Below are 17,313 nucleotides of genomic sequence, written 5' to 3' on the forward strand. Positions count from 1 at the left end.
GCGCAGGGCTAGTGATCGCCCTTGGGGTCGAGCAGGCTCGTGAGCTGGTCGATGGTGAAGCCGCCGCCTCGGGCGGCGTCAATGAGGATTCGCTCGGCGGCGGCGATGTGGGCGGCGGCCTCGGGCACGTCGGCCGCGACGTCGGTTGGCACCACGACCGCGCCGTGGCGATCGGCGTGGATGAGGTCTCCGGGGCGCACGGACATGCCGTGAACGGTCACCGGCACCGCGTACTCCACGACGTGAACCCACGCATGGGAGGGACCGATAGAGCCGGCGAGAGCGCCGAAGCCGGGGGCCCAATCTCCGAGGTCACGGATGGAGCCATTGGTGATGACGCCCAGCGAGCCCAGTCCTGCGTGGATGCTGCTGTTCACCTCGCCCCACCACGCGCCATAGCCCGGGGATGCGTCGATGTCGGAGATGACCGTGATGGTGGGCTGGGGGGCCTCGGCCATGTGGCGGTAGTAGCCGACTCGGACCGCCAGATCCTCATCGCCGGAGCGGCCCGACGGTGCGTTCGCACGGATCGTGCCCGTCCGGGCATAGCCGACCATGGGCGGCGCATCCGGGTTCGGGCACACCAGCGGCGAGGTCGTGTAGCCATAGGCACGGCGGTGCGGCGCAGCAATCTCGAGCGCGTTGCAGACCGTGGGAGTGTCAAGCGCCCGCAAGGCACCGAGAACGTCGGGGCTCAGCGGGTCGGCAGCCATGACCGGGTGCCTCGTGGGCCGGGCTAGACCAGCTCGATGAGCGCCATAGGGGCGTTGTCGCCGCGGCGCGGGCCCAGCTTGAGGATTCGCGTGTAGCCGCCCGGGCGCCCCTCATAGCGCGGTCCGATCTCGTCGATCAGCTTCTGCGCCATCTCCTGGTCGCCGTTGAGGCTGGCGATGATCTGGCGATGCCGTGCCAAGCCGCCCTTGCGGGCCTTGGTGATGAGCTTCTCGGCAAACGGCCGCAGCGCCTTGGCCTTGGCTTGGGTGGTCTCGATGGCCTCTGCCGCGAAGAGCGAAGCCGCCAGGTTCGCCAGCATGGCGCGCTGGTGGCTGGCGCTGCCGCCGAGGCGTCGACCCTTCGTGGGTGCCGGCACGGTCAGCTGACCGCCGCAGGCTCAGCCTGCTCTTGGGTGACCTCCGCTGACGGGCGCATACCCCGGAGCGCCAAGCCGCGCTCGTCGAGCTTCTCGATGACCTCGTCAAGGGACTTCTGGCCGAAGTTCGGGACGGTCATGAGCTCATCGACGGATTGATCGAGCAGCTCGCCGATCGTGTTGAACTGCGCACGCTTGAGGCAGTTCCGGGCACGCTCGGACAGGCCCAAGTCCTCAATGGGCCGTTCCAGATCGCTGGCCCGACCGTCGCCGACGACCACATCGGCAATGTCGAGTCCCAAGCGCTCGGGTGACAGCTCCGCGATCATGAGCATCAACCGGCACAGGGTGTCGCCGGCCGACGCAAGCGCCTCACGAGGGCTCATCGCGCCATCGGTCTCGATGTCGAGCACGAGCCGGTCGAAATCGGTGGACTGCTCCACGCGCACCGGTTCGACTTCGACCGCCACGCGCCGCACCGGGCTGAACAGGGCGTCCATGAGGATGACGCCGATCGTGGCACCGGCACGGTCGCTCTCAGGCGCCGCGTAGCCCCATCCGCGCTCGACGGTGAGGTCCATCGCCAAGCGGGCACCTTCGCCGAGCGTCGCGATGTGCAGGTCCGGCGTCAGGCACTCGACGTCGACGCCCCAGTCGACGTGTCCTGCCAGCACAGGGCCCACGCCACGCTCGTCGAGGCGCACTGCCACAGGCTCGTCACTGTGGCAGCGCAGAACGACGTCCTTGAGATTCAGGATGATGTCGGTGACGTCTTCAACGACGCCGGTGATGGTCGTGAACTCGTGCAGCGCGTCATCGAAACGGACCTGCGTGACGGCTGCGCCGGGAATCGACGACAACAGCGTGCGTCGCAACGAGTTGCCTAGCGTGTGCCCGAACCCGGGCTCCAGCGGGCCGATGGCAAAACGCTGGCGGTTGCCCTCGGGTTCGCCGAGAATGTCGATAGTCGGTCGGTGCATGACCAAGGTGTCGGAAATGGACACGTTGACCCCTTCGTGGGCAGTTGGTGGCTATTTGCTGTAGAGCTCGACGATGAGCTGCTCGCGCACCGGGATCTCGATCTGTTCCCGGATCGGCAGCTCGCGCACGGTGACACGCTGGTCTCCGTCGCTCGCCTCCAGCCACACGGGCGGAGTGCGATCCAGCACGTCGAGATTCCAGCGGACGGTGACGATCTCACGGGCTTTCGACCGCAGCTCGATCACGTCGCCCTTGCGAGCCCGGAAGCTGGGAATGTTCACCCGGCGTCCGTTGACATCGATGTGGCCGTGGCTGACGAATTGGCGGGCCTGCGGGCGAGTCGCTGCCCAGCCGGCTCGGTACGCGATGTTGTCGAGGCGCAGCTCGAGCAGCCGCAGCAGGTTCTCGCCAGTGACCCCTCGTTGGCGGGCTGCTTCTTCGTAGAGGTTGCGGAACTGCCGCTCCGTCATCCCGTAGGTGAAGCGGCACTTCTGCTTCTCCTGCAGCTGCATGAGGAACTCTGAGTTCTGGCTGCGGCGCCTGCCACGACCGTGTTCGCCAGGCGGATACGGGCGGCGGTCGAGCGCCTTCGTCTCGCCTGAGGTACCCCAGATATTGGTGTTGAGACGTCGCGAGACGCGCGCCTTGGGACCCGTATAGCGAGACATCTCAAACCCTCCGGCGCTTCGGAGGACGGCAGCCGTTGTGAGGCACCGGTGTCATGTCGCGGATGCCCTTGATCTCGATGCCGGAATTCTGGATGGAGCGGATAGCGGTCTCGCGGCCCGAGCCAGGACCCTTCACGTGTACGTGCACCCGCCGCACCCCGTGCTCCATGGCACGCTCGGAGGCTTGCTCTGCGGCCTGCTGCGCAGCGAACGGCGTGGACTTGCGAGAGCCCTTGAAGCCGGCATTGCCTGCCGACGCCCACGACACCACGTTGCCTTGCAGGTCCGTGAAGGTGATGATCGTGTTGTTGAACGAGCTCTTGATGTGCGCGACGCCGTCACCGACGTTCTTGCGCTCCTTGCGCCGTCCGCGCCGGGGCTGCTGATTCACTTGCGTACCTTCTTCTTGCCTGCCACCGTCTTGCGCGGGCCTTTGCGAGTGCGTGCGTTCGTGTGTGTCCGCTGGCCTCGCACCGGCAGTCCGCGGCGGTGGCGGACACCCTGATAGCAGCCGATCTCGATCTTCCGCTTGACATCCTGGGCCACGTCGCGCCGCAGGTCGCCTTCGACCGTGCGATTGGCGTCGATGTGGTTGCGGATGCGGGCCACCTCGGCGTCGGTCAGGTCGCGCACGCGGGTGCGCTCAGCGATGTTCAGGTCTTCACAGATCTTCTGGCTGGCCGAGCGGCCAATGCCATAGATGTAGGTGAGAGCGATCTCGACACGCTTCTCACGCGGTATGTCGACGCCAGCAATTCGGGCCATCGATACGGGACTCCTGTCTCAGCCTTGTCGCTGCTTGTGCCGCGGGTTCGGGCAGATCACCCGAATCCGCCCGTGACGGCGAATAATGCGGCACTTGTCGCAGATCTTTTTGACGCTCGGACGGACTTTCATCGGGTGACCTGCGCTTTAGGCGAGCGAGCAAGTATAGGGGCCTCGATGGCATCAATGATGCGGATGGTGCGGCCTCCATGGCCGCCACGCAAACTCACGGTGCCGCCTCAATGGCGGCCACGATGCGGCCATGGATCTGTGCGGGGGTGCCGCGGCCGTCAACCGTGACGAGCACGCCCCGATCCGCAAACAGCTTTCGTAACGGCGCCGTTTCTGCCTCGTACAGCTCCAACCGGCGGGCAATTGCCTCCGGTGTGTCGTCGGCTCGGCTCCGGTCCAGCATGCGCTGGGTCACCACTTCATCGGGCACATCGAGATCGATGGCTCGTTCGACGGAGTGGGGCGCGAGCAGCGCGAACAGACCGTCGGCCTGGGCCTCGGTGCGAGGAAAGCCATCCAGCAAGAAACCAGCGGCGGTGTCGGGCTCGGTGAGACGCTGGGCCACGATGCCCAGGATCAACTCGTCGCCGACGAGCTCACCCGCATCCATCAGTTCTTTCGCCTGGCGTCCGAGCTCGGTGCCAGCGGCCGCCGCAGCCCGGAGTATGTCGCCCGTTGAGATGTGCGCCACGCCGTAGCGCTCGACGAGCAGCTCGCACTGGGTGCCCTTGCCGGCCCCTTGCTTGCCCAGAATGACGAGGCGCCTGGTGATGGTGTCGGACATCAGGCCAGGAACCCTTCGTAGTTGCGCATCAGCAACTGGCTGTCGACCTGCTTCATGGTCTCGAGCGCCACGCCGGAGGCGATCAGGATCGACACGCCGCCGAAGCCGATAGCTGCACCGGCCCCGCCGGAGCCCAACGCATCGAGGTCGCTCGTGAGCGACAGCAGCACGCTGGGCAGCAGCGCCACTAAGGCGATGAACAGCGCACCGGGCAGCGTGATGCGGTTCAGCACCTTGGACAGGTAGCGCTCGGTCTGCGGCCCGGGCCGGATGCCCGGAATGAAGCCACCCTGCTTGCGGATGTTGTCGGCCTGGCGCACCGGATCGAACGAGATAGCCGTATAGAAGTAGGCGAAACCGACGATCAGCCCGCCGAAGAACAGGATGTAGGCGATGTTGTCGGGCTGGGTGAGGTAGTCGTCGACCGCGATCTGCAGCCAGCCCCAATTCGCCACGTTCGACAGCAGCACAGGCAGGAACAGGATCGAGCTGGCGAAGATGACCGGGATCACGCCCGACTGGTTGACCTTCAGCGGGATGTAGGTGTTCTGCCCGCCATAGAGCCGGCGTCCCACCTGCCGGCGGGAGAACTGCACCGGGATGCGCCGCTGGCCCTGCTCGATGAAGATGATTGCCACCATCATTCCCGTGGCAACAATGACCGCGGCAGCGAGGTACACCGTGCCTTGCACTGCCAGCAAGCGGGCCCCGTCGAAGGGGATTGTGGACACGACCGAGGCGAAAATCAGCAGCGACATGCCGTTGCCCACGCCCCGCTGGCTGATCAGCTCGCCCATCCACATGAGCAGCGCCGTGCCTGCCGTCAGCGACAGGATCACCAATGCCACCCGGTTGAACGTGAAGTCGGGGATAACGATGACGCCCGCCGTGTTGCCGAGCGCCGTCCCCTGGCCCCGGCCGAAGATGAACGTGATGCCCGTGGCCTGCACGAAGGCGATGCCCAGCGTCAAGTAACGCGTGTACTGCGTCAGCTTCCGCTGACCCACCGCCCCCTGCTGCTGGAGCTGCTCGAAGCGCGGGATGGCCACGGTGAGGATCTGGATGATGATCGACGCCGTGATGTACGGCATGATCCCCAACGCGAAGATCGCGAAGTTGGTGAGCGCGCCGCCCGAGAACAGGTTCAGCAGCGCAAGCACGCCGCCGGTGGAGCTGGCTTGCTCGCGCAGTGACACGATGGCATCGAAGTCGATACCCGGCACCGGCACCTGGGAGCCCAGCCTGTACGCCGCAATGATGAACAGCGTGAACATGATCTTCCGGCGCAGATCGGCGATCCGGAAGATGTTGCGCATGTGGCCGAGCACGATGAATCCCTAGCGATTGGTGTGCTGATTGCCCTGGGCGGGTGGCCGAGGGCCGCCGAAGTTGGGCGGCAGGATTTCGATGCTGCCGCCCGCGCCCTCGATGGCTTCGCGGGCCGAGCCGGACACCGCGTGGGCCTTCACCGAGATGGACCGGGTGATCTCGCCACGGCCGAGCACCTTGACCATGGCGCCCTTGGACACCAAGCCGCGGGCCAGCAGTTCTGATGGCGTCACCTCGTCGAGGCCGCAATCTTCGAGCGTGTCGAGATTGATCGGCTGGTATTCGACACGGAACGGGTTCTTGAAACCCTTCCGCTTGGGAATGCGGACTTGCAGCGGCAGCTGACCGCCCTCGTACCAGACGGGCACGGTCCCGCGAGCGCGGGCTCCCTTGGTGCCGCGGCCTGCGGTCTTGCCGCCCTTGCCACTGGTACCGCGCGCCACCCGCTTGCGCTTGCGTTTCGCTCCCGGCGGCGGGGCCAGGTCATGCAGTCTCAGCATCGCTGACCTCCCCTGTCACCTCTTGCCGTGCCACTTCTTGAACTGTGATCAAGTGGCTGACTTTGCGAAGCATGCCGCGGATCTCGGGCCGATCTGGAAGGGTATTGCTACGGCCAATCTTGCACAGCCCCAGTGCCCGCAGGGCGCCGCGCGCCTTGGGCTTGGCTCCGATGGCTGACCGCACCTGGGTCACCACGATTTGGTTCGTGCTGCGCTCGCTCATGCTGGGCGGATTCATGATTGGGCTCCTGGCGAGGCCTGGCTCAGCTTGCGAGTGCGCTCGGTCTCCCGGTACGCCTCCAGCAGACCGGCGGGGATGCACTCCTCGGGCGACAGCCCTCGCAGCTTTGCCACCTCGTCGGGCCGCTTCAGCGCCGCTAGGCCTGCGATGGTGGCGCGGGCCACGTTGATGTGATTGGACGAGCCAAGGGACTTGGCCAGCACATCGCTGATACCTGCTTCCTCGAGGATTGCCCGCGCCGCGCCGCCGGCGATGACCCCTGTACCGGGTGCCGCCGGCTGCAACAGCACCTTGCCGGCGCCCATGACGCCCAGCACGGGGTGCACGATGGTGGAACCGGCCAGCGGCACCTGGAAGAGGCTCTTGCGGGCCTCATCGGTGCCCTTCTGGATGGCCAGCGGCACTTCCTTGGCCTTACCGTAGCCGAGGCCGACCCGGCCAGCGCCGTCGCCGATCACGACGAGCGCAGAGAACGAGAAGCGGCGGCCACCCTTGACCACCTTGGCCACACGGTTGATGTCGATGACCCGCGACTCGCGTAAGCCGTCATCGCCGCTGTGGCGCGGATTTTCGAACTGACGGTCGCGCGGGCGACGGTTGCCGCTGCGCTCTCGCTCAGGTCGAGTCGCTGAGGTTGGTGCGTCTGTCACGAGTCCTCCCTCAGAACTCCAGGCCGCCCTCGCGGGCAGCATCTGCAAGGGCCGCGACGCGGCCGTGGTAACGGTTGCCGCCCCGGTCGAAGGTGACCGTGGTGGTGCCGGTCGCGCGGGCCCGCTCGGCGATGAGCCGACCGACCTCGCCGGCGGCCACGATATTGCCGCCGCCAGCCGCCGCCAGCCCAGGCTCGCGGGTAGACGCGGCGGCCAGCGTGTTCCCCGCTTCGTCGTTGATGAGTTGGGCGCTGATGTGCCGATTGGATCTGAACACGGCGAGGCGCGGACGCTCCGCAGTGCCTATCACCTTCTTGCGGACGCGGTAGCGGCGCCGATCGCGCCGAGCCGCCCTCGTGGGAACGCTCACTTGGCCGCCTTCCCAGCTTTGCGCAGCACGCGCTCGTTGAGGTAGCGAATGCCCTTGCCCTTGTAGGGCTCGGGCTTGCGCAGCGCGCGGATGTTGGCCGCGACCTGCCCGACGAGCTGCTTGTCGATGCCCTTCACTATGATCGACGTCTGGTTCGGAACCTCGAAGCTGATGCCGTCGGGTGCGGTCACCGGCACCGTGTGACTGAACCCCAGCGACAGCTCGAGCGCCGATGGCCCCTTGGCAGCTGCCCGGTAACCCACGCCGACGATCTGCAGTTCCTTGGAGAAGCCCTGCGACACGCCAAGCACCATGTTGGCGACCAGCGCCCGGCAGAGCCCATGCAGCGACCGCTGCGTGCGGCTGTCGTCGGCACGCTCGACGGTGGCTTCGCCCTCGTCGAGACGCATCGTGATCCCCGCAGCCAGCTCCCGGCTCAGCTCGCCCCCCGGTCCGCTGACGGTCACCACTTCGCCTGGCGCCGAGCCGGCGACATCCGCGACCGGTCGAGCCGTGATCGTCACCCCGTCGGGAATCGAGATGGGCGTTTTGCCCACGCGTGACATTGTCGCCTCCTACCAGACGTAACAGAGGATTTCGCCGCCCATGCGGTTGCGGCGGGCTTCGCGGTCGGTCATCAAGCCCCGGCTCGTCGACAGCACGGCGATGCCGAGACCGCCGAGCACACGGGGAACCTTGCCGGACTTGGTGTACACCCGCAGCCCGGGCTTGGAGATCCGCTGCAGTCCCGAGATCGTGCGATCCCGGTCACCGGTGTACTTCAGGTTGATGGTGAGCGTACGGACACGGCTGTCGGCGGCATCTTCCACCTTGTAATCGCTTACGTAGCCCTCGCTCTTGAGGATCGCCGCGAGGCGCTCCTTCTGCTTCGAGGACGGCATGGCCACTGCGTCCTTGAACACCATGTTGGCGTTGCGGATGCGAGTGAGCATGTCCGCAATGGGGTCGGTCATCGACATGTGCGCACCGCCCTCACCAGCTGGCCTTCGTCACGCCGGGCACCTCGCCGGCATGGACCATCTTTCGTAGGCACACTCGACACAGCCCGAACTTGCGGTATACCGACCGCGGTCGACCGCACACGCGGCAGCGCGTGTACGCGCGCACCTTGAACTTGGGAGTGCGCTGCTGCTTGTTGACGAGTGCCTTCTTGGCCATCAGTTCTGCCCCTGTCGGAATGGGAAGCCGAGTGCAACCAGCAGGGCACGTCCGCCCTCGTCGTCGACGGCCGACGTAACGAGGGTGATGTCCATGCCCCGGACTTGGTTGATGCTGTCGTAATCGATTTCTGGAAAAACCAGCTGTTCGGTGATGCCGAACGTGTAGTTGCCGTGCCCATCGAAGCTGCGCGGCGACAGGCCGCGGAAGTCCCGGATGCGCGGGATCGCCAGCGACACGAGACGGTCGTAGAACTCCCACATCCGATCCCGCCGCATCGTGACCCGGGCCCCGATCGCGTTGCCCTCGCGCAGCTTGAATCCGGCGATGGAACGCTTCGCCCGGGTGATCGCCGGCCGCTGACCGCAGATGCGGCTGAGGTCGCCGATGGCGCCTTCAAGCAACGACCGGTTCGTCAGCGCCGCGCCCACGCCCATGTTCACGCTGATCTTCGTCAGCTTGGGCACCTGCATGATGTTGGGAAGCCTGAGTTCGGTCTGCAACTGGGCGCGCAGGGTGTCGCGGTAGAGCACCTTCATGCGGGGCTCGGGCTGCGCGGGGCCACCGTCGAGGGATTGGGGCTCGGATTGGGCCTCGGTCACGCTCATGGCAGTTCCTCCCCGGAAACCCGGTGGTAGCGCACCTTGCGCCCGCCTTCGAAGCGGAAGCCGACACGGCCCGGCTGGCCCGTGCGCGGGCACACAACTGTCACGTTCGACGCGTCGATCGGAAGCAGGTAGTCGATGATCTGGCCTTCCTGATTCTGCTGGGAGGGTCGCTGGTGCTTGTGCCCGACATTCACGCCCTCGACCGTGAGGCGGCGACGCTGCACATCCACTGACACGACTTCGCCTTCCCGGCCCTTGTCGGGTCCGGAGATCACACGCACCGTGTCGCCCTTGCGGACGCGCAGGCGGGGCAGCTGGTTTCGCTGTCTCGGCATCACGTCACCCCAATCACAGAACTTCAGGGGCGAGCGACACGATGCGCATGAAGCGCTTGTCGCGCAGCTCGCGGCCGACGGGACCGAAGATGCGAGTGCCGCGTGGCTGGCGGTTGTCGTCGACGAGCACCGCGGCGTTCTCGTCGAAGCGAATGTAGCTGCCGTCGGGGCGCCTGCGCTCCTTGCGAGTGCGCACCACGACGCAGCGCACCACCTCGCCCTTGCGAACCGCTGCGCCGGGAATGGCATCCTTCACGGTGGCGATGAACACATCGCCGATCGAGGCGTAACGCCGACCCGTGCCGCCGAGCACGCGAATGCACAGCACCTCGCGTGCGCCGGAATTGTCAGCGACTTTGAGTCTGGACTCTTGCTGGATCATGGCATTCCCTGTGCTTGCGGCGCCGCGGGCTCAGCGAGCCCGTTCGACGATCTCCACCAAGCGCCAGCGCTTGGTCTTCGAGATCGGTCGGGTTTCCATGACGCGCACTCGGTCACCCGGGCGTGTGTCTCCAGCGGGGTCGTGGACGTACAGCTTCTTGGTGCGCTGGACGGTCTTGAAGTAACGGGGGTGCCGCACGCGCTCGGTCACCGACACGACCGCCGTACTTTCCATCTTGGTCGAGGTGACAATCCCCTCACGCACCTTGCGCCGGTTGCGCTCGATGGATTCAGAGGTATCGGTGCTCATGACGGGTCTCCTGTCGAAGCTGCGCCTTGCGCGGCTGAGCCTTGCGAAGCGCCCGCCAGCACAGCGGCTGAGCCTTGCGAAGCGCCAGCCGGCACAGCAGCTGAGCCATCCGAAGCGCCCGCCAGCACGTCGGCAGCGGCGATCTCGCGTTCGCGCAGCACGGTGTGAATGCGAGCGATGTCGCGCTTGGTCGCGGACATCTGCGCGGAGTTGTCGAGCTGCCCGGTAGCAAAGGCGAAGCGCAGGTTGAACAGTTCTTGCTTTGCGCTGTCGAGTTCGTCGAACAGCTGATCGTCCGACAGCGTGCGAAGCGTTGCGGCCTTTGCCATCAGATGGCCTCCTCTCGGGAGATCACCCGTGCGCGCACCGGCAGCTTCTGAATGGCGCGCTCCATGGCGCCGCGAGCCAGCTCGGCGTTCACTCCGCCCAGCTCGAACATCACCCGACCGGGCTTCACCACGGCCACCCACTTCTCGGGGTTGCCCTTGCCAGAGCCCATGCGGGTCTCCGCGGGCTTCGCCGTGACGGGCTTGTCGGGGAAGATGTTGATCCAGACCTTGCCGCCACGCTTGACGTGACGGGTCATGGCGATACGTGCCGCTTCGATCTGGCGGGCAGTGATCCAGCCGGGTTCGAGCGCCTGGATGCCGAAGTCGCCGAAATGCACGGCCGTGCCGCCCTTGGTACGGCCCTTCATGCGGCCGCGATGCGCCTTGCGGTACTTCACCTTGCGAGGCATCAGCATCAGTCGTCTCCCGGCCTGAAGTTCGGCGTCTGGGACTGGTCGCGCGTTGCCCGCTCGATCTGCTCTTCCTCTTCCAGCAGGCGCTCAAACTCCGGATCGGCTTCGCGCAGCAGCGGTGCTGGCTCTTCCGGATGTTCATCGGCGTCGCCCCGGCGCCCGGCGGATGCCACCACCCCTCCGGGAGGAGCACCGTCACCTGAGGTCTGCCCCGTTGCCATGGCCGCCTCACGGTGAATGCGATCATCGGAGGAGACCTTGTAGGGGAGGATGTCGCCCTTGTAGAGCCATACCTTCACGCCGATGCGCCCCGCTGTGGTGCGCGCTTCGCGGAAGCCATAGTCGATGTCGGCGCGCAGTGTGTGCAGTGGCACACGACCCTCGCGGTACCACTCGGTGCGGGCCATCTCCGAACCGCCCAGACGGCCTGAGCACTGCACCCGGATCCCGAGTGCGCCCGCCTTCTGGGCGTTCTGCACTGCACGCTTCATGGCTCGCCGGAATGCGACCCGGCCGGCCAGCTGATCCGCTATCCCCTGGGCGATGAGCGCCGCTTCAAGCTCGGGCTGCTTGATCTCCTGAATGTTCAGCTGGACCTTGGGATTGCCCGAGATTTGCCCGAGCTTGGTGCGCAGGCGATCGGCCTCGCTCCCCCTGCGACCGATGACGATGCCCGGTCGGGCCGTGTGCACGTCGACCCGTAGGCGGTCGCGGGTTCGCTCCACCTCAATGCGGCTGATCGCAGCATGCGGAAGCTCGGTCCGCAGGAAGTCGCGGATCTTCCAATCCTCGATGAGATAGTCCTGATACTCCTTGTCGGCGTACCAGCGCGACTTCCAGTCGGTGGTGATTCCCAAGCGGAAGCCGTATGGGTTGACTTTCTGACCCATGGCTCAGCTGCCTTCTTTGCGGTCGGTGGCGTCGTCGGTGGCGTCGTCGGTGGCGGACTCGGCCTCTGTCGTGGGGTCGGTCTCATCGGCTGGGCTGACATCGTCCGTCGCAACAGCGGAGACTTCTTCGGTCTCGTCGGCCTCGGCGGCGGCGTCTTCGGTCTCGTCGGCCTCGGCGACTGTTTCGGCCACGTCGGTCTCGGCGGTCGCGTCTTCGGTCTCGTCGACTGCTTCGGCCACGTTGACAATGTCCTCACGCTCAGCGTCTTGCGCCTCATCGGTGGCGTCGGCGACACGGCTGGCGGCAACGCGAGCAGCGCGAGCGGCGGTGGCCGTCTGAGCGCCCGAGGCCGCGAGGCGGGCCTCGCGCAACTCCAGTTCCTCAGAGCTGAGCTGCGCCACGATCACCGTGATGTGACAGGTCTGCTTGTGAATGCGCGTGGCGCGGCCTCGCGCCCGCGGGCGCCACCGCTTCAGCACAGGACCCTCGTCGGCCCAGCACTCGGCCACGTACAGCTCGTCGGCGTCGAGCTGTTCGTTGTTGGTGGCGTTGGCCACGGCGCTCTCGAGCACCTTGGACACGACCTCGGCGGCACCGCGCTCGCAAAAGCGCAGGCGGTCGCGGGCCAGTCCCAGGTCCTCGTCGCGGACCAGGTTGAGCACGACGCGAGCCTTCGATGCCGACAGCCGCGCGTACTTGTGCGTCGCCTTCGCCCCAGCGATGACGTCGAGATCGATCAAGCCGCTCATCGCCGACGACCGCCTCGCTCCTGTCCCGCGTGGAACTTGAATGTCCGCGTCGGCGCGAACTCCCCGAGCTTGTGGCCCACCATCGACTCGGTCACGTATACCGGCAGGTGCTTTCGCCCGTCGTGCACGGCGATGGTGTGGCCGATCATTTCGGGGATGATCGTGGAGCGCCGGCTCCACGTCTTGATGACCTTGCGCTCGCCGCTCTCGTTGAGTGCGTCCACCTTGGACAGCAGGTGGTCGTCGACGAACGGGCCCTTCTTGAGACTGCGCGGCATCGCTCTACCTCCGGGACCCGCGCGTCCGGCGGCGGCGGACGATGAGGTCGTTGGACTTGCGGTTCTTGGAGCGGGTGCGGCCTTCGGGCTTGCCCCACGGCGACACCGGGTGGCGGCCACCCGAGGACTTGCCCTCGCCGCCGCCGAGGGGGTGGTCGACGGGGTTCATGGCCACGCCGCGGGTCTGCGGGCGCACGCCCTTGTAGCGGTTCCGGCCCGCCTTGCCGATCTTGATGAGATCGGCCTCGGAGTTGCCGACCGAGCCGATCGTGGCCCGGCAGTCGATCGGCACCCGGCGCATCTCAGTGGACGGCAGGCGCAAGGTGGCGTACGCGCCTTCCTTGGCCACCAGCTGCACGCTGGAACCTGCCGAACGCGCAATGCGGCCGCCCGCGCCGGGCTTGAGCTCCACGTTGTGAACGGTGGTGCCGACCGGCACGTACCGCAGCGGCATGGCGTTGCCGGCGCGCACTTCTGCTTGGGGTCCGTTGGCCAGCTTGTCGCCGACTTCCAGCCCCGCTGCCGCCAGGATGTAGCGCTTCTCGCCGTCGTGGTAGTGCAGCAACGCGATGCGTGCGTTGCGGTTGGGGTCGTACTCGATGGTGGCGACCGTGGCGGGCACACCGTCTTTGTTGCGGCGGAAGTCGATCAGCCGATATCGCTGCTTGTGACCGCCGCCACGGTGGCGAGAGGTCTTGCGGCCGTAGCTGTTCCGGCCGCCGGTGGAGTGCTGCTTGGCGATGAGCGAGCGCTCGGGCTTGGTTGCGGTGATGTCAGCAAAGTCCGAGACGGTCTGGAACCTCCGGCCGGGACTTGTCGGTTTGCGTACTCGAATGCCCATGACGCTGCGCCTCAGGAATTGAAGATCTGGATCGAGTCGCCCTCGACGAGGGTGATGATCGCCCGCTTGGTGTCCGGCCGTTTGCCGATTGTGCCGCTGCGCCGGTTGCGGCGGGCCTTGCCCTTGCGGTTCAGCGTGTTGACCTTGGCGACCTTCACGTCGAAGACCGACTCGACGGCTTGGCGGATCTCCGGCTTGCTGGCCGACCGATGGACGCGGAACACGTACACGCCCTCTTCGAGGAAGTCGTAGGACTTCTCCGAGATGACGGGGGCGATCAGCACGTCGCGAGGGTCCTTCACTGGTCTGCTCCCCCGCTCTGCGAGCCGCGGCTGGTTGAGCCACTGCTGGTCGGCTCACTGCCGATTGGCCCACTGCTGATTGGCCCACTGCTGATTGGCAAGGTGTCGCGGGTGAAGACCAGCCAGTCCGAGCGCAGGATGTCGTAGGCGTTCAGCTCGGCCGTGCGGACAGAACGCACTGAGGGGAGATTGCGGAAGCTGCGGTCGGCGGTCTTGTGTGCGGAGCTGTCGTCCAGAACGAGCAGAACCTGTCCGTCGAGGGACAGGTTCTCCAGCACGGCAATGGCTTCCTTCGTGCGGGGCTGGGCGAAGCGCCACTCGTCGATGACCATGACGCGCTCGCTGCGAGCCCGATCGCTCAGGGCGGATCGGAGGGCGAGCTGCACCATCTTGCGGTTCACCTTCTGGCGGTAGTCGCGAGGCTTGGGACCGTGTGCCACGCCGCCACCGGCGAACTGGGGGGCGCGGATCGAACCCGCCCGGGCCCGACCGGTGCCCTTCTGCCGCCAGGGCTTGGCGCCGCCACCGCGCACCTCGGCGCGCGTGCGGGTGCTGTGAGTGCCGCTGCGGCGAGCTGCAAGCTGGGCGGTCACGGCTTGGTGCAGTGCCGCCATGTTCGGTTCGATGCCGAAGAGGGCCTCGTCGAGATCGACGGTGCCGGCAGTGCCGCCGTCGGAGGTGCGGACGTCGAGCGTGAGCGTCATCTGAACCCCCTCAAACCCTTGCCGGCGCTGGGGCTGCCGACGCGCCCAGTGGCGCTGCGTTTGCGGACGCGCCCAGTGGCGCTTTGACAGCGTTGCGGACGATGACCGTGCCGCCCTTGGGTCCGGGGACCGAACCGCGCACCAACAGCAGGCCGCGCTCCGCGTCGGCCTCGACGACAGCGAGGTTGAGCGTGGTGACCTTCTCGCTGCCCATGCGGCCGGCCATTCGGGTCCCCTTGAACACACGCGAGGGCGTGGCGCAGGCACCGATGGCTCCGGGAGCGCGATGCACGCGGTGGGCGCCGTGGCTGGCTCGCTGGCCCGAGAAATTGTGCCGCTTCATGACTCCGGCGAAGCCCTTGCCTTTGGAGGTGGCCGTCACATCGACGAGCTCGCCAGGACCAAAAAGGTCGGCGCCCAATTCGGCGCCGACCTTCACTTCGCTCACATCATCGAGCCGCAGTTCTACGAGGCGTACGCCGGGGTCGACCCCAGCACGCTCGTAGTGACCCACCGTGGGGCGGTTGAGCTTGCGGGCTTCGTGGTGGCCGTAGGTGACCTGCACCGCGGTGTAGCCGTCCTGCTCGGTGGTGCGGACGTGGGTGACCCGGCATGCATCCACGCGCAGCACGGTGACCGGGACGACCTTGTTGTCGTCGTCCCAGAGCTGTGTCATGCCGACCTTGGTGGCGACAAGCGCCTTGTTCGCCATGTGCGCGTCTCTCTCGTGCCTTCGTACCTTCTCGCCACCCTTGCGGGTGGCTCGGCTTGCCAGTCCACCCGTAAGGGCGGCACTCTGCTTGCCGGACCGCTCTCACGAGCGGCACGTAAACGCTCCGCACGGCACTGCCGGCGGAGCGGTTCTCTGGTTGTGCCGACCGGTTCCGTGTGCCCCGAACTCTTCGCTCGCAGCACCCGGCCTGGCCGGACGTCGGTTCGGCGCAGGAACTCCCACACCGCGAATGAAGCAGCCTACCGAGCCCCCACGACTGCCCCAACCCCGCTGGCGCTCAGCTGATCTGTCTCAGGCGAGCGCGTTGGTAGGCCGTGAACAGCAGCACTTCACCCGCCAGGACCAGGTGAAACACCGTCGGCAGGTAGGCAGTGAACCACCTTCCGGCGGCAAAGCTGTCCTCGCCGAATACGCCGGCGCTGCCCCCGAGCCCGAGAACCAGGCGGGCCGACATCACGGTGAAGTACAGGATCCCAAGCCAAGCGACCGGCGTCATCCAGCGCCGCCCGAAGAGATTCCGGCCTGCTCGGATCCGCAGCGTCGCTACCGCGATGATGACCAGGATCACGAGCTGGGACACGAACAGTGCCGGGAACGGCAGGCTGCTGCCCTGCCATGCGTCCTGCGAGGGCAAGAAGCTGACACCCCACCAGCGCTGGGTGGCTTGGCCCGCGACGCGGGCCAAGAACGCCAGGCCCAGCGCCAGGCTCGCCGCGGCGAAGCGGTCGTCGCTCACGTGACCTCCAGCGGCACCAGAACGGCTGCGGGATCAAGCCGAAGGCCCAGCCCGCCGCCGCTGCGATCGGGCACGTCGCGTCCCCGCAGCACGCCGCCGTGACCGAACATGATGGTCCGATCAGTGAGATCACTGGCCAGCAGGTGCGTGCCGAATGCACCCTCTGCCGCCACGATTGCGCCCGGGGCGCTCGCGATGACTGGAAGCGCTGCCCGGGTGAGCAGGCTCGTCTCCCCCACCTGGCATCCGACGATGACATCGATGCCGGCATTCGCTGCGGCGGCCACGACGTCGAGTGACCTGAGGACGCCGCCCATTTTCGACACGCGCACATTGACGATCCACCGGGACGGATCCGCCAACGCCTCCAGCTGGTCGGCGAGCCACACGCTCTCGTCGGCGATGATCTTGATGCGGCACTCACGGGCGATCTGAGCGCACCCCTCGATGTCACCCGCCTGCAGCGGTTCCTCGATGGCGAACGCGACGTCATCCAACGCGTCCAAGTGCTCGATGCACGCCATGGGCGTCTCCCAGAGGTTGTTCGCATCGAGGCGCACGGTCCCCGGCCCTGGATCTCGAGAGGCGAACGGTGCCAGCTTTGCGCGGTCACGCCGGAGCGAGCCCGAGAGCTTCACCTTGAAATCGGTGAAGCCGCGCGCCCGGTATCCACGGAGCTGCCATCGATACAGCGGCAACGGCATGTCGCCCACGACTGCGGAGTACGCCACGTCGGGCGGGCCCGCCGCAACGCCGAGCAATTGCTCGATATTGCAGCTGTTTTCCTTGCCCAGAAGATCGAGCGCAGCGATCTCCATCGCACAGAACGCGGCTGGATTCTCGTCAATGGCGCTGCGATGGGCATCGGCCCACGCCCGCAGATCGTTCACGCTCCTGACATCCGCGCAGAACAAATCGGCGTACCGGCTGACGAATGCAGCGCAGTCGAGGACCGTTTCCCCAGTCACGTACAGCCGCGGACACCCCTCTCCGTAACCGATCTTCCCGTCGGCAGCGTGGGCCGCCACGATGACGTTCTCGGCTTGGCTGCGGCTCGCGGAGGCATGCCGGAACACACGCTTGAACGGCACCGGGAACGTGAACGCTTTCAGATGGCGGATCTGCACGCGGTGA

Annotated in this window: 29 protein-coding genes and 2 pseudogenes; all 31 read right to left on the minus strand. The window is 66.7% G+C overall.

Going from position 1 to position 17,313, the window contains the following annotated elements; genetic code table 11:
* Positions 1–8: 8 nt before the first annotated feature.
* On the minus strand, positions 9–713 hold the full coding sequence (locus ACOCMM_RS19155; protein ID WP_419554723.1) for an RraA family protein: 705 nt from the start codon (positions 711–713) through the stop codon (positions 9–11).
* Positions 714–739: 26 nt separating this feature from the next.
* Positions 740–1,090, minus strand: a pseudogene (rplQ, locus tag ACOCMM_RS19160) (50S ribosomal protein L17); the annotation flags it as partial.
* Between the two features lie 2 nt (positions 1,091–1,092).
* Complete coding sequence (locus tag ACOCMM_RS19165; protein WP_419554724.1) at positions 1,093–2,094, minus strand: DNA-directed RNA polymerase subunit alpha; 1,002 nt, start codon at positions 2,092–2,094, stop codon at positions 1,093–1,095.
* A gap of 27 nt (positions 2,095–2,121) precedes the next feature.
* On the minus strand, positions 2,122–2,739 hold the full coding sequence (gene rpsD / locus ACOCMM_RS19170) for a 30S ribosomal protein S4 (RefSeq protein WP_419554725.1): 618 nt from the start codon (positions 2,737–2,739) through the stop codon (positions 2,122–2,124).
* A gap of 1 nt (position 2,740) precedes the next feature.
* On the minus strand, positions 2,741–3,130 hold the full coding sequence (gene rpsK, locus ACOCMM_RS19175; RefSeq protein ID WP_419554726.1) for a 30S ribosomal protein S11: 390 nt from the start codon (positions 3,128–3,130) through the stop codon (positions 2,741–2,743).
* Positions 3,127–3,504 carry a 30S ribosomal protein S13 gene (gene rpsM / locus ACOCMM_RS19180; RefSeq protein ID WP_419554727.1) on the minus strand — a complete coding sequence of 126 codons (378 nt, stop codon included), beginning with the start codon at positions 3,502–3,504 and terminating at the stop codon, positions 3,127–3,129. Before rpsM ends, rpsK begins: the two co-directional genes overlap by 4 nt.
* A gap of 18 nt (positions 3,505–3,522) precedes the next feature.
* Positions 3,523–3,636, minus strand: a complete 114-nt coding sequence (gene rpmJ, locus ACOCMM_RS19185; protein WP_419554728.1) for a 50S ribosomal protein L36 — start codon at positions 3,634–3,636, stop codon at positions 3,523–3,525.
* Between the two features lie 94 nt (positions 3,637–3,730).
* Complete coding sequence (locus ACOCMM_RS19190; protein ID WP_419554729.1) at positions 3,731–4,300, minus strand: adenylate kinase; 570 nt, start codon at positions 4,298–4,300, stop codon at positions 3,731–3,733.
* Positions 4,300–5,628, minus strand: coding sequence for a preprotein translocase subunit SecY (gene secY / locus ACOCMM_RS19195; RefSeq protein ID WP_419554730.1), 1,329 nt, complete (start codon positions 5,626–5,628; stop codon positions 4,300–4,302). The genes ACOCMM_RS19190 and secY overlap by 1 nt, the downstream gene beginning before the upstream one ends.
* A 9-nt stretch (positions 5,629–5,637) precedes the next feature.
* Positions 5,638–6,129 carry a 50S ribosomal protein L15 gene (gene rplO, locus ACOCMM_RS19200; RefSeq protein ID WP_419554731.1) on the minus strand — a complete coding sequence of 164 codons (492 nt, stop codon included), beginning with the start codon at positions 6,127–6,129 and terminating at the stop codon, positions 5,638–5,640.
* Entirely contained in the window at positions 6,113–6,367 is a 255-nt protein-coding gene (rpmD, locus tag ACOCMM_RS19205; protein WP_419554732.1) for a 50S ribosomal protein L30, read from the minus strand. Before rpmD ends, rplO begins: the two co-directional genes overlap by 17 nt.
* Positions 6,364–7,062 carry a 30S ribosomal protein S5 gene (rpsE, locus tag ACOCMM_RS19210; protein WP_419554733.1) on the minus strand — a complete coding sequence of 233 codons (699 nt, stop codon included), beginning with the start codon at positions 7,060–7,062 and terminating at the stop codon, positions 6,364–6,366. Before rpsE ends, rpmD begins: the two co-directional genes overlap by 4 nt.
* A complete protein-coding gene (rplR, locus tag ACOCMM_RS19215) occupies positions 7,031–7,390 on the minus strand; it encodes a 50S ribosomal protein L18 (protein WP_419554734.1) in 360 nt (119 codons plus the stop codon). Before rplR ends, rpsE begins: the two co-directional genes overlap by 32 nt.
* Positions 7,387–7,956 (minus strand): 50S ribosomal protein L6, encoded by a 570-nt coding sequence (gene rplF / locus ACOCMM_RS19220; protein WP_419554735.1) that lies wholly within the window; start codon positions 7,954–7,956, stop codon positions 7,387–7,389. Before rplF ends, rplR begins: the two co-directional genes overlap by 4 nt.
* Positions 7,957–7,965: 9 nt before the next feature.
* The gene (rpsH, locus tag ACOCMM_RS19225; RefSeq protein ID WP_419554736.1) at positions 7,966–8,370 is read right to left on the minus strand and encodes a 30S ribosomal protein S8; all 405 of its coding nucleotides are present in this window, start codon (positions 8,368–8,370) and stop codon (positions 7,966–7,968) included.
* Positions 8,371–8,383: 13 nt separating this feature from the next.
* The gene (locus tag ACOCMM_RS19230; RefSeq protein WP_419554737.1) at positions 8,384–8,569 is read right to left on the minus strand and encodes a type Z 30S ribosomal protein S14; all 186 of its coding nucleotides are present in this window, start codon (positions 8,567–8,569) and stop codon (positions 8,384–8,386) included.
* Positions 8,569–9,108 carry a 50S ribosomal protein L5 gene (gene rplE / locus ACOCMM_RS19235; protein WP_419554915.1) on the minus strand — a complete coding sequence of 180 codons (540 nt, stop codon included), beginning with the start codon at positions 9,106–9,108 and terminating at the stop codon, positions 8,569–8,571. Before rplE ends, ACOCMM_RS19230 begins: the two co-directional genes overlap by 1 nt.
* A gap of 65 nt (positions 9,109–9,173) precedes the next feature.
* Positions 9,174–9,512 carry a 50S ribosomal protein L24 gene (gene rplX / locus ACOCMM_RS19240; protein ID WP_419554738.1) on the minus strand — a complete coding sequence of 113 codons (339 nt, stop codon included), beginning with the start codon at positions 9,510–9,512 and terminating at the stop codon, positions 9,174–9,176.
* Between the two features lie 13 nt (positions 9,513–9,525).
* The gene (rplN, locus tag ACOCMM_RS19245) at positions 9,526–9,894 is read right to left on the minus strand and encodes a 50S ribosomal protein L14 (RefSeq protein WP_419554739.1); all 369 of its coding nucleotides are present in this window, start codon (positions 9,892–9,894) and stop codon (positions 9,526–9,528) included.
* A 30-nt stretch (positions 9,895–9,924) separates the two neighbouring features.
* On the minus strand, positions 9,925–10,179 hold the full coding sequence (gene rpsQ, locus ACOCMM_RS19250; protein WP_419554916.1) for a 30S ribosomal protein S17: 255 nt from the start codon (positions 10,177–10,179) through the stop codon (positions 9,925–9,927).
* Positions 10,180–10,301: 122 nt separating this feature from the next.
* Positions 10,302–10,532 (minus strand): annotated as a pseudogene (rpmC, locus tag ACOCMM_RS19255) (50S ribosomal protein L29); the annotation flags it as partial.
* On the minus strand, positions 10,532–10,948 hold the full coding sequence (gene rplP, locus ACOCMM_RS19260) for a 50S ribosomal protein L16 (RefSeq protein WP_419554740.1): 417 nt from the start codon (positions 10,946–10,948) through the stop codon (positions 10,532–10,534). The gene rplP and the pseudogene rpmC, both read right to left, overlap by 1 nt.
* Complete coding sequence (rpsC, locus tag ACOCMM_RS19265) at positions 10,948–11,835, minus strand: 30S ribosomal protein S3 (protein ID WP_419554741.1); 888 nt, start codon at positions 11,833–11,835, stop codon at positions 10,948–10,950. The genes rplP and rpsC overlap by 1 nt, the downstream gene beginning before the upstream one ends.
* Before the next feature lie 3 nt (positions 11,836–11,838).
* Positions 11,839–12,585: a 50S ribosomal protein L22 gene (gene rplV, locus ACOCMM_RS19270; protein ID WP_419554742.1), complete on the minus strand. Its 747-nt coding sequence runs from the start codon at positions 12,583–12,585 to the stop codon at positions 11,839–11,841.
* Positions 12,582–12,863 carry a 30S ribosomal protein S19 gene (gene rpsS, locus ACOCMM_RS19275; protein ID WP_419554743.1) on the minus strand — a complete coding sequence of 94 codons (282 nt, stop codon included), beginning with the start codon at positions 12,861–12,863 and terminating at the stop codon, positions 12,582–12,584. Before rpsS ends, rplV begins: the two co-directional genes overlap by 4 nt.
* 4 nt (positions 12,864–12,867) lie before the next feature.
* A complete protein-coding gene (gene rplB / locus ACOCMM_RS19280; protein ID WP_419554744.1) occupies positions 12,868–13,704 on the minus strand; it encodes a 50S ribosomal protein L2 in 837 nt (278 codons plus the stop codon).
* 11 nt (positions 13,705–13,715) lie between these two features.
* Positions 13,716–14,006: a 50S ribosomal protein L23 gene (rplW, locus tag ACOCMM_RS19285; RefSeq protein ID WP_419554745.1), complete on the minus strand. Its 291-nt coding sequence runs from the start codon at positions 14,004–14,006 to the stop codon at positions 13,716–13,718.
* A complete protein-coding gene (rplD, locus tag ACOCMM_RS19290) occupies positions 14,003–14,710 on the minus strand; it encodes a 50S ribosomal protein L4 (protein ID WP_419554746.1) in 708 nt (235 codons plus the stop codon). Before rplD ends, rplW begins: the two co-directional genes overlap by 4 nt.
* A 10-nt stretch (positions 14,711–14,720) precedes the next feature.
* Positions 14,721–15,422, minus strand: coding sequence for a 50S ribosomal protein L3 (rplC, locus tag ACOCMM_RS19295; RefSeq protein WP_419554747.1), 702 nt, complete (start codon positions 15,420–15,422; stop codon positions 14,721–14,723).
* A 298-nt stretch (positions 15,423–15,720) separates the two neighbouring features.
* Positions 15,721–16,179 carry a hypothetical protein gene (locus ACOCMM_RS19300; protein WP_419554748.1) on the minus strand — a complete coding sequence of 153 codons (459 nt, stop codon included), beginning with the start codon at positions 16,177–16,179 and terminating at the stop codon, positions 15,721–15,723.
* Complete coding sequence (locus tag ACOCMM_RS19305; RefSeq protein WP_419554749.1) at positions 16,176–17,306, minus strand: mandelate racemase/muconate lactonizing enzyme family protein; 1,131 nt, start codon at positions 17,304–17,306, stop codon at positions 16,176–16,178. The genes ACOCMM_RS19300 and ACOCMM_RS19305 overlap by 4 nt, the downstream gene beginning before the upstream one ends.
* Positions 17,307–17,313: the final 7 nt, after the last annotated feature.

The organism is Candidatus Poriferisodalis sp. (assembly GCF_965198245.1).
Classification (GTDB): domain Bacteria; phylum Actinomycetota; class Acidimicrobiia; order Acidimicrobiales; family Poriferisodalaceae; genus Poriferisodalis.